An 11,489-nucleotide genomic window follows, 5' to 3' on the forward strand; every position below is an offset into this window, starting at 1 on the left:
TGACAGGGTTGGCGCGTCGGTCTAAGAGCCATGACTGAGTCCGATGGGGTCGTGAAATTGTCCGACCAGCTGGGACCCGTCGACTATCTGATGCATCGCGGCGAAGCGAATCCCCGGACGCGATCGGGCATCATGGCGCTGGAGCTCCTCGACACCACGCCGGACTGGGACCGGTTTCTGACCCGTTTCGAAAACGCCTCCCGCCGGGTCTTGCGGCTGCGGCAGAAGGTGGTCGTGCCGACCCTGCCGACGGCGTCACCGCGCTGGGTGGTGGACCCCGACTTCAACCTCGAGTTTCACGTGCGGCGGATGCGGGTGGCCGAACCCGGCACGCTGCGCGACGTCTTCAACCTCGCCGAGGTGATGTTGCAGTCGCCGATGGACATCTCCCGGCCGCTGTGGACGGCCACCCTGGTCGAGGGGCTGGCCGACGGGAAGGCCGCGACGCTCCTGCACGTCAGCCACGCGGTCACCGACGGCGTCGGCGGGGTGCAGATGTTCGCCGAGATCTACGACCTCGAGCGCAACCCACCGGCCAAGGCGACACCCCCGCTGCCCGTTCCGCAGGACCTCACGCCCAATGATTTGATGCGCCAAGGCATTAACCACCTACCCGCCGCGGTGGTCGGCGGCGTCGTCAGCGCGGTCTCCGGGGCGGTCTCGGTCGCCGGGCGTGCGGTCCTCGAGCCCGCGTCCACCGTTTCGGGCGTCGTGGGTTACGCCCTCTCGGGCATGCGGGTGCTCAACCGGGCGGCCGAGCCATCGCCATTGCTGCGGCGGCGCAGCCTGGCCACCCGCACCGAGGCGATCGACATCCCGCTCGCCGACCTGCACCGGGCCGCGAAGGCCGGCGGGGGATCGATCAACGACGCCTACCTCGCGGGCCTGTGCGGCGCGTTGCGCCGGTACCACGAGGCGCTCGGCGTGCCCATCAGCACGCTGCCGATGGCGGTGCCGGTCAACCTGCGGGCCGAGGCCGACACGGCCGGGGGCAACCGGTTCACCGGGGTCAACCTGGCCGCGCCCGTGGGTACGGTCGACCCGGTCTCGCGGATGAAGAAGATCCGCGCGCAGATGACGCAGCGTCGCGACGAGCCCGCGATGAACATCATCGGTTCCGTCGCGCCTCTGCTCAGCGTCCTGCCGACCGCGGTGCTCGAGGGCATCACCGGGTCGGTGATCGGCTCCGACGTGCAGGCCAGCAACGTCCCGGTGTACCCCGGGGACACCTACATCGCCGGTGCAAAGGTGCTGCGGCAGTACGGCATCGGCCCGCTGCCGGGGGTCGCGATGATGGTCGTGCTGATCTCACGCGGCGGGTGGTGCACCATCACCGTGCGCTACGACCGGGCGGCGGTGCGCAACGAGCCGCTGTTCGCCCAATGCCTGCTGGAGGGCTTCGACGAAATCCTGGCGCTGGCCGGAGATGGGGCGCCCCGCGCGGTGCCCGCCTCGTTCACCGAACCGGCGACGTCGGCGCGGACGGTGGCGGGCTCATGAGCGCCACCAAGGACCAGGGAGACCAGGGCGGGGCAACCGGCGGCGACATGCGTCTGCCCGGCTCGGTCGCCGAAATCATGGCCAGCCCGCCGGGCCCCAAGATCGGTGCGTTCTTCGACCTCGACGGGACGCTGGTGGCCGGCTTCACGGCGGTGATCCTCACCCAGGAGCGGCTGCTGCGCCGCGACATGGGTGTGGGTGAACTCCTCGGCATGGTGCAGGCCGGCCTGAGCCACACACTGGGGCGCATCGAGTTCGAGGACCTCATCGGCAAGGCCGCCGCCGCGCTGGCCGGCCGCGTGCTGGACGACCTGGAGGAGATCGGTGAGCGGCTGTTCGTCCAGCGCATCGAGTCGCGGATCTACCCCGAGATGCGCGAGCTGGTGCGGGCGCACGTGGCTCGCGGGCACACCGTGGTCCTCAGCTCGTCGGCGCTGACCATTCAGGTCAACCCGGTGGCCAGGTTTCTGGGCATCTCGAACATGCTCACCAACAAGTTCGAGACCACCGAGGACGGGATACTGACCGGCGGCGTGCAAAAGCCGATCCTGTGGGGACCCGGCAAAGCCGCTGCGGTGCAACGATTTGCGGCCGAGAACGGCATCGCCCTGAAGGACAGCTACTTCTACGCCGACGGGGACGAGGACGTCGCCCTGATGTACCTGGTCGGCAACCCGCGCCCGACCAATCCCGAGGGCAAGATGGCCGCCGTGGCCAAGCGGCGCGGTTGGCCCATCCTACGGTTCAGCAGCCGGGGGCCGGTGGGTCTGCGGCGCCAGCTGCGCACCCTCGCCGGCTTCGGCTCGATGTTCCCGGTCGCCGCGGGCGCCGTAGGCATCGGCGTGCTGACGCGCAACCGGCGGCGCGGCGTCAACTTCTTCACCTCGACCTTCTCCCAGCTGTCGCTGGCGATCACCGGCGTGAATCTCAATGTCATCGGCCAGGAGAACCTGACCGCGCAGCGGCCGGCGGTGTTCATCTTCAATCACCGCAACCAGGTCGACCCCGTCATCGCCGGCGCGCTGGTGCGCGACAACTGGATCGGCGTGGGCAAGAAGGAGTTGCAGAAGGACCCGATCATGGGCACGCTCGGCAAGCTGCTCGACGGCGTGTTCATCGATCGCGACGATCCCGCCGCCGCGGTCGAGACGATGCACGAGGTGGAGGACCGGGCCAGGAAGGGACTGTCGATCGTGATCGCCCCCGAAGGCACCCGGGTCGACACCACCGAGGTCGGGCCGTTCAAGAAGGGGCCGTTCCGCCTGGCCATGGCCGCCGGAATCCCGATCGTGCCGATCGTGATCCGCAACGCCGAGCTCGTCGCCGCCCGAAACTCCACCGTCGTCAACCCCGGCACGGTCGACGTCGCGGTGTTTCCGCCGATCTCGGTGCAGGACTGGACCGTCGAGAACCTGCCGGAGCGCATCGCCGAAGTCCGGCAGCTCTACCTGGACACGCTGGCCAACTGGCCCGTCGGCGACGAGCTGCCCGAGGTCGGCCCGTACGCGGAGAACAACGCCGCGACGAAGGTGAAGGCACCGGCGAAAAAGGCTGCGGCTAAAGGCGTTTCCAAGGCGCCGGTGAAGAAGGCTGCGGCGAAGAAGGCGGCGGCAAAGAAGGCCGCGCCGAAAGCCAAGCCGGCCAAGGCGAATCCGCACGAGTCCCAGGCCGCCCTCAAAGACGGCGAGGCGCATCGGCCCGCCGAAGCGGCGGTCAACGCCGAACCGCCCGAAGGGCAGCCGTGACCGAACCGGCCGCGGATACCACCGCGGTCCTCACCGGCGAGGACTCGCTGGTGTTGGCGTCCATGGCGTCGCCGGTCGAGCGGGAATTGGTGACAGCCTGGATGGCCCAGCAGTGCGCCGACCAACCGGAGGCCAGATTCGACGTCCTCGAACTGCCACCGCCCAACGCCGCGCCCGACGCGCTGACCGCGCTGATCGAGCGGCTCGAGGCCGGCGACGATGACGCCACCGCCGACCGTTCCATCGTGCCGGTGCGGGTGTTCTGGCTGCCGCCGCCGGATCGCGGCAGGGTCGCCAAGCTGGCCGGCCTGCTCCCGGGACGGGATCCCTACCACCCCAACGAACGTCAGCAACTGCATATCATCCGCAACACCCCGCAGCGGGCCCGGGTGGTGGCCGGCGAACCGGCGAAGGTCTCCGAACTGCGCCAGCAGTGGCGCGACATCACCGTCGGTGAGAACGAAACCGACTTCGCCCGGTTCGTCATCCGCCGCGCACTGCTGGCGCTTGAACGCGTCGAGTACCGAATCCTGGGGCCGCAGTACAAGTCTCCGCGGCTGGTGAAGCCGGAGATCTTGGAGTCCAGCCGGTTTCGCGCCGGACTGAAGAAAATCCCCGGCGCGACCGTCGAGGAAGCCGGGGAGATGCTCGACGAACTCTCCACCGGCTGGAGCAGGGTGTCCGTCGACCTCGTGTCTGTCCTCAGCAGGGCGATCAGCCGCGGCTTCGATCCGGAAATCGACTACGACGGCTATCAGGTCGCGGCTATGCGCGCCGCCCTGGAAACCCATCCGGCCGTGCTGCTGTTCTCGCATCGGTCCTACATCGACGGCGCGGTGGTCCCGGTGGCGATGCAGGAGAACCGGCTGCCGCCCGTGCACGTGTTCGCCGGCATCAACCTGTCCTTCGGCGCGATGGGTCCGCTGTTGCGCCGATCCGGGGTCATCTTCATCCGCCGCAACATCGGCGGAAACCCGCTCTACAAGTATGTTTTGCGCGAATACGTCGGCTACATCGTGGAAAAGCGGTTCAACCTGAGTTGGTCCATCGAGGGCACTCGCTCGCGCACCGGCAAGATGCTGCCCCCGAAACTCGGCCTGCTGTCCTACGTCGCCGACGCCTACCTGGACGGCCGCAGCGAGGACATCCTGTTGCAGCCGGTGTCCATCAGCTTCGACCAGCTGCACGAAACCGACGAGTATGCGGCCTACGCCCGCGGCGGCGAGAAGACGCCCGAAGGCGTCAGCTGGCTGTACAACTTCATCCGGGCGCAGGGCGAGCGCAACTACGGCAAGATCTACGTCCGCTTCCCGGAAGCCGTGTCGATGCGCCAGTACCTGGGCCCGGCCCACGGGCCGCTGACCCACGACCAGGACGCCAAACGGCTTGCGCTGCAGAAGATGTCATTCGAGGTGGCCTGGCGGATCCTGCAGGCGACGCCGGTGACCGCGACGGGCCTGGTGTGCGCGTTGCTGCTGACCACCCGCGGCGCGGCGTTGACGCTCGCCCAGCTGCACCACACCCTGCAGGACTCGCTCGACTATCTGGAACGCAAGCAAACCCCGATGTCGACGAGCGCGTTGCGGCTGCGCTCGCGCGACGGGGTGCGGGCGGCGGTCGACGCGTTGTCCAACGGGCATCCGGTCACCCGGGTCGACGGTGGCCGGGAGCCCGTGTGGCGCATCGCCCCCGACCAGCAGCACGCGGCGGCGTTCTACCGCAACTCCCTGATCCACGCCTTCCTGGAGACCTCGATCGTCGAGTTGGCGCTGGCACACGCCCGGCATGTCGAGGGCGACCGCATGCAGGCCTTCTGGGATCAGGCGATGCGGCTGCGCGACCTGTTGAAGTTCGACTTCTACTTCGCGGACTCGGCGTCGTTCCGGGACAACATCGCCGAAGAGATGGCCTGGCACGACGATTGGGAAGCCCACGTCGCCGCCGGCGGCGACGAGATCGACGCGCTGCTGTTCGCCAAGCGGCCGCTGATGGCGGACGCGATGGTGCGGGTCTTCTTCGAGGCCTACGAGATCGTCGCCGACGTGCTGCGGGATGCGCCGCCCGACGTCGATCAGAAGGAATTGACGAAATCGGCGCTCGGCGTGGGCCGCCAATACGTGGCGCAGACCCGGGTCCGCAGCAGCGAATCGGTGTCGACGCTGCTGTTCGCCACCGCCTACCAGGTGGCCGCCGATCAGGACCTGACAGCACCCGCGCCCGAGCTGGCCGAACGGCGGATCGCTTTCCGGCAGGAACTGCGGGACATCCTGCGGGACTCCGATCACATCGGCCGGATCGCCCGCAACCAGTTCGTCGCCCGCGAGAAGAAGGAGCGTCAGGAGCGCCTGCCTCGGTAGCCGCCGGTGCGCGGCCATACCCTGGCTGTATGACGGTCGATCGGTCGGTGGCCCCCCGGCGCGCGCTGGTGTGGCCGATGCTGACCGGCGTCGCCGTGCTGGCCGGCTGCACGGCGGCCGGTATCGGGGCCCTGTCACTGGCTGACGCGCTGACCGCCACGGGCCTGCCGAACCCCGGCCCCGCGACCACGCTGGGGCTGCCGTTCGTGCGGGCGGCCGGGGAGATCGCCGCGGTGCTCGCGGCCGGGTCGTTCCTGTTCGCGGCGTTTTTCGTGCCGCCGCAACGCAGCGGCGTCCTGGACGCCGACGGCTATCGGGCGCTTCGCCTGGGAACGGTGGCGTCGGGGGTGTGGGCGGTGTGCGCCGCGCTGCTGGTCCCGCTCACCATTTCCGACGTGTCGGGCCGGCCGTTGGTCGCACTCCTCGATCCGGTGCGGATCTGGTCGGTGGCCGGCCTGGTCACCACCGCCTCCGCCTGGCGCTGGACCGCGGCGCTGGCCGCGGTGGTGATGCTGGCCAGCCTGCCGGTGCTGCGCTGGTCGTGGACGCCGCTGCTGTTCGCCGGCTCGCTGCTGACGTTGATCCCGCTGGGATTGACCGGCCACTCGTCCGCGGGCGGGTCACACGACCTGGCCACCAATAGCCTGCTGATCCACCTCGTGGCCGCCGCGCTGTGGGCAGGTGGCCTGCTGGCGCTCGCCGCGTACGGGCTGCGCGGCGGGGGATATGTCGCCCTGGCGGCGCGGCGGTTCTCCGCGATCGCGCTGTGGTGCTGGGTCGCGATGGCGCTGAGCGGGGTGATGAACGCGGTGGTGCGCGTCCCGCTCGGTGACCTGTTCACGTCCGACTACGGGCGCCTGGTGGTCGCCAAGTTCGCCGCGCTGTGCGTCCTCGGGATCCTCGGCTGGCGCCAGCGGCGCTCGGCGGTCGCCCGGCTGCAGGTGCAGCCGGACCTCCCCGACGCGCGTCGCGCCCTGCTCCGGCTGGCGCTCGCCGAGGCCGCGGTCTTCGGGCTGACGTTCGGCGTCGCGGTCGGGCTGGGCCGCACCGCGCCGCCGCCCCCGCCGAGCCGGCTGCCCTCGATCCCCGAGGCCGAGATCGGCTACGACTTCGACGGGCCGCCGACGCCGGCGCGCATCCTGTTCGACTGGCGATTCGACTTGATCTTCGGCACGGCCGCCATCGTCTTCGCAGTCCTCTACGTGGCCGCCGTGCTGCGGCTGCGTCGCCGAGGCGATGCGTGGCCGCCGGGCCGGACGGCGGCGTGGCTACTCGGCTGTTTCGCGTTGCTGTTCGTCACCTCGTCGGGGATCGGCCGCTACATGCCGGCGATGTTCAGCGTGCACATGATCGCGCACATGGGCCTGTCGATGCTGGTCCCGATCCTGCTGGTGCTGGGCGCCCCGGTCAGCCTGGCGCTGCGGGCGCTGCCCGCCGCCGGTCGTGACGAGCCGCCCGGGATGCGGGAATGGCTTCTGGCCGCGCTGCACAGTCGCTATTCACGCTTCGTCACCAACCCCGTGGTCGCCACGGTGTTGTTCGTCGCGGGTTTCTACGGGCTGTACCTCTCGAACCTGTTCGACACGGCCGTGGGCAGTCACGCGGGGCACCTGGCGATGAACGTGCACTTCCTGGTCAGCGGCTATGTCTTCTACTGGATCGTCATCGGGGTCGACCCCACGCCGCGCCCGATCCCCCCGCTGGCCAAGGTGGGCGTGGTGTTCGCGTCCCTGCCGCTGCACGCGTTCTTCGGCGTGGTGCTGATGGGCACCCGGAAGGTCCTCGGCGCCGACTACTACCGCTCCCTCGGGTTGAGCTGGCACACCGACCTGCTGGGTGATCAGCGACTGGGTGGTGGCATCGCCTGGGCGGCGGGGGAGGTGCCCTTGGTGATCGTGATGCTGGCGCTGTTGGTGCAGTGGGCGCGCAGCGACGACCGCACGGCCCGCCGGCTGGACCGCGCCGCCGAACGCGATGACGACGCCGAGCTGGTCGCCTACAACGCGATGCTCGCCGAGCTGGCGCGGCGCGGCACGCCGGGACATGCCAAGCCGCGGTGACAAGGTGCTTGAGTTGCGGAGCTCGAGCGGCTCTTTGTCCCTGACAACACCCCGTTGACGGATACTGCGAACGACTCGCCTCCCCGCCAACCCGTTTCGCTTCGGCGCCGGGCTAATTCCTGGACGGTGGTGGTTGGGGACGGAAGGGGTCGTACCACCACCATTCGGCGCGTTCGCCGATCGGTCCCGGGCACGGCGGGACGGCGGGCGGCGGTTGGGCGGGTGGGCGCGCCAGCGACCCCGGACTCAGTGTGCGCCCGGCGCCGTCGGTGACGGTGAGATCGGGTGCGGGTCCGACGATGGTGATGCCCCCGGAGTGGTGCAGCCGGTGGTGATGAGGACAGACCAGCACGAGGTTGGTCAGCTCGGTGGGGCCGCCGTCTTCCCAGTGCCGGATGTGGTGGGCGTGCAGGCCGCGGGTGGCGCCACAGCCGGGAACCGCGCACGTGCGGTCGCGGTGCTCCAGCGCGCGGCGCAGTCGCCGGTTTATCAGGCGGGTGATTCGGCCGGCGCCGATGGGCTGGCCGTCGCGGTGGAACCACACCTCACAGGTGGCGTCACAGGTCAGGTATTGGCGCTCGGCGTCGGTGAGCAGCGGACCCAGATGCAGAGCCGCGGTGCGCGTTTCAGCGTCGACGTGCACCACCACGGTGGTGTGCTGTCCGTGGGGCCGGCGGGCCGCCTCCGCGTCCCACCCGGCCTCGACCAGGCGCATGAAGGCCTCGACAGTGCCCGGCAGCGGCGGCGCGCTTTCCGACGCTCCGTCGGCGCGGTCGTGCTTCCATTCGGCGATCAGCGCGTCCTGGTGCGAGGCCAACGCGGCATCGAATTTCGCAGCGTCCGGAGGCGGGAGGGTGATCCGATAGCAGCTGCCCTGCTCGGTGGAAGTCTTCCTGAACGAGCGCTCGGGCTCGCGCCGGGGTTCTGGGTCAGGGCGCGGTTCGAGGCTGATCGCGGTTCGCAGCTGGTGCACCGTGGCCACCCGCGCCAACTCCGCATAATGCGCGTCGGAGCCGTCGCCGGCGCGTGCGGCGATGATGCCGACCTGGTCCAGCGACAGCCGCCCGTCGCGCAGACCCTGGGTGCAGCGGGGGAACTCCTCGACCCGGTGCGCGACGGTGGCGATCGTGTGCGCGGTGGTCGACGACAACCCCAGCTTCCAGGCCACCAACGCCGCGACCGAGCGCGCGCCGGTCATGCCGCACAGCTCATCACGCTCGATCTCGGCGACCAGGTCCACGATGCGCCCATCGATGGCATTGCGCTGGCCGGCCAACTCCGCCAACTCCTCGAACATCATCTCCAAACGCTCGGCAGGGCTCACTGCCACAGGGCTAGCCGGTGCGGTGGAAGACATGGACCCATCATCGCAGCGGGGTACGACGAGTTTCGGCTGCCGATTTCGCGCTGGGACTGACCTGCGGACTACTCCACAGTCCCGCTTCCTTCCACAGGGCCGCCGACCTGGACACGGTTTGAGCCGCTCTTGCCCGCCGGCACGTCGGTGGCGCCGAGCTCAATGGCAACCAGGACGGGCGGTGACGCGTTCGCCGCCCGATAGCAACCGAGAAGGGATCAGCCAATGTTTGAAACACCGCTAACGGTCGTCGGACACATCGTCACCAACCCCGAACGGCGACAGGTCGGCGCGCTGGAAGTGATCAAGTTCCGCGTCGCCAGCAATTCCCGGCGACGCACGGCCGACGGCGGCTGGGAGCCGGGCAACTCGCTGTTCATCAACGTCAATTGCTGGGGCAAGTTGGTCACCGGCGTGGGCGCAGCGTTGGGCAAGGGTGCACCGGTGATCGTGGTGGGCCACGTGTACACCAGCGAGTACGAGGACCGCGACGGCAACCGCCGCTCATCGCTGGAGATGCGCGCCACCTCCGTCGGGCCCGACGTGTCCCGCGCGATCGTGCGCATCGAGAGGCCGGGCTACACCGGCCCGGCTGCCGGCGAAGCCACCAAGCCACCCGCGGATGCGGCCGCCAGCCCTGGTGAGGACGCCGATCGCGATGCCAGCGTCGACTCCGCGGAAACGGGACCGCTGCCGATGTCGGCTTAGCTGCGGAATCCGTCCCCCCGCGCGATGCCTAGGATGGTCGCGAGAACTCTCTCGAAAACCAGAAAGGCATGACCGCGGCATGGCTGAGTTCATCTACACGATGAAAAGGGTCCGCAAGGCGCACGGCGACAAGGTGATCCTGGACGACGTCACGTTGAGCTTCTATCCGGGCGCCAAGATCGGTGTCGTCGGCCCCAACGGCGCCGGCAAGTCGAGCGTCTTGCGGATCATGGCCGGGCTGGACAAGCCGAACAACGGCGAGGCCTTTCTGGCCACCGGCGCCAGTGTCGGCATCCTGCAGCAGGAGCCGCCGCTGAACGAAGAGAAGACGGTGCGCGGCAACGTCGAAGAAGGGCTCGGCGACATCAAGGTCAAGCTGGACCGCTTCAACGAGGTCGCCGAGTTGATGGCCACCGACTACTCCGACGAGTTGATGGAGGAGATGGGCCGGCTGCAGGAGGAGCTCGACCACGCCGACGCCTGGGACCTCGACTCGCAGCTCGAGCAGGCGATGGACGCGCTGCGCTGCCCCCCGCCGGATGAGCCGGTGACGAATCTGTCCGGTGGTGAGCGGCGCCGCGTGGCGCTGTGCAAGCTGCTGTTGTCCAAGCCCGACCTGCTGCTCCTCGACGAGCCGACCAACCACCTGGACGCCGAAAGCGTGCAGTGGCTGGAACAACACCTGGCCGCCTACCCCGGTGCGGTGCTGGCGGTGACCCACGACCGGTACTTCCTGGACAACGTCGCCCAGTGGATCCTCGAGCTCGACCGCGGTCGTGCCTATCCCTACGAGGGCAACTACTCGACATACCTGGAGAAGAAGGCCGAGCGGCTGTCTGTGCAGGGCCGCAAGGACGCCAAGCTGCAGAAGCGGCTCACCGAGGAGCTGGCCTGGGTGCGGCAGGGGGCCAAGGCGCGGCAGGCGAAGAACAAGGCCCGCCTGCAGCGCTACGAGGAAATGGCCGCCGAAGCGGAGAAGACGCGCAAGCTCGACTTCGAGGAGATCCAGATCCCGGTCGGGCCGCGGCTGGGCAACCTCGTCGTCGAGGTCGACCACCTCGACAAGGGCTACGACGGGCGGACCCTGATCAAGGACCTGTCCTTCACCCTGCCCCGGAACGGCATTGTCGGCGTCATCGGCCCGAACGGTGTCGGCAAGACGACGCTGTTCAAGACCATCGTCGGGCTCGAGCAGCCGGACAGCGGGACGGTCAAGGTCGGCGAAACCGTCAAGCTCAGCTACGTGGACCAGTCCCGCGCCGGTATCGATCCCAAAAAGACCGTCTGGGAAGTCGTTTCGGACGGCCTGGATTACATCGAGGTCGGCCAGAACGAGATCCCGTCACGGGCCTACGTCTCGGCGTTCGGCTTCAAGGGCCCGGACCAGCAGAAGCCGGCCGGCGTGCTGTCCGGTGGCGAGCGCAACCGGTTGAACCTGGCCCTCACCCTCAAAGAGGGCGGCAACCTGATCCTGCTCGACGAGCCGACCAACGACCTCGACGTCGAGACGCTGGGTTCGCTGGAGAATGCCCTGGAGAAATTCCCGGGCTGCGCGGTGGTGATCTCCCACGATCGCTGGTTCCTGGACCGCACGTGTACGCACATCCTGGCCTGGGAGGGTGACGAGGACAACGAGGCCAAGTGGTTCTGGTTCGAGGGCAACTTCGGTGCCTACGAGGAGAACAAGGTCGAACGGCTCGGTGCCGACGCGGCGCGGCCGCACAGAGTGACCCACCGGAAGCTCACGCGCGACTAGTGTCAG

The 11,489-nt window shown here is 69.1% G+C and carries 7 protein-coding genes; 6 read left to right on the forward strand and 1 reads right to left on the reverse strand.

From position 1 onward, the window contains the following. Positions 1-30: 30 nt before the first annotated feature. From A5692_RS17390 to A5692_RS17405, 4 genes are read left to right on the forward strand one after another with little or no spacing between them, the layout of a single operon-like run. Positions 31-1,500, forward strand: a complete 1,470-nt coding sequence (locus tag A5692_RS17390; protein WP_068058021.1) for a wax ester/triacylglycerol synthase family O-acyltransferase — start codon at positions 31-33, stop codon at positions 1,498-1,500. Then, entirely contained in the window at positions 1,497-3,245 is a 1,749-nt protein-coding gene (locus A5692_RS17395) for an HAD-IB family hydrolase/lysophospholipid acyltransferase family protein (protein ID WP_068058023.1), read from the forward strand. The genes A5692_RS17390 and A5692_RS17395 overlap by 4 nt, the downstream gene beginning before the upstream one ends. After that, on the forward strand, positions 3,242-5,602 hold the full coding sequence (locus A5692_RS17400) for a glycerol-3-phosphate 1-O-acyltransferase (protein ID WP_068058026.1): 2,361 nt from the start codon (positions 3,242-3,244) through the stop codon (positions 5,600-5,602). Before A5692_RS17395 ends, A5692_RS17400 begins: the two co-directional genes overlap by 4 nt. A 29-nt stretch (positions 5,603-5,631) precedes the next feature. Next, positions 5,632-7,662: a cytochrome c oxidase assembly protein gene (locus tag A5692_RS17405; RefSeq protein ID WP_068058028.1), complete on the forward strand. Its 2,031-nt coding sequence runs from the start codon at positions 5,632-5,634 to the stop codon at positions 7,660-7,662. 112 nt (positions 7,663-7,774) lie between these two features. Here the strand turns inward: A5692_RS17405 and A5692_RS17410 are convergent, their stop codons facing one another. Further along, positions 7,775-9,019 (reverse strand): HNH endonuclease signature motif containing protein, encoded by a 1,245-nt coding sequence (locus A5692_RS17410; protein WP_068058030.1) that lies wholly within the window; start codon positions 9,017-9,019, stop codon positions 7,775-7,777. A 225-nt stretch (positions 9,020-9,244) separates the two neighbouring features. On the opposite strand from A5692_RS17410, the gene A5692_RS17415 reads away from it, so the two are divergent. Next, on the forward strand, positions 9,245-9,727 hold the full coding sequence (locus A5692_RS17415) for a single-stranded DNA-binding protein (protein WP_068058032.1): 483 nt from the start codon (positions 9,245-9,247) through the stop codon (positions 9,725-9,727). Between the two features lie 79 nt (positions 9,728-9,806). Further along, positions 9,807-11,483 (forward strand): energy-dependent translational throttle protein EttA, encoded by a 1,677-nt coding sequence (gene ettA, locus A5692_RS17420; protein WP_068058034.1) that lies wholly within the window; start codon positions 9,807-9,809, stop codon positions 11,481-11,483. Positions 11,484-11,489 lie beyond the last annotated feature (6 nt).

This window comes from Mycobacterium sp. E342, assembly GCF_001667665.1.
Lineage (GTDB): Bacteria > Actinomycetota > Actinomycetes > Mycobacteriales > Mycobacteriaceae > Mycobacterium.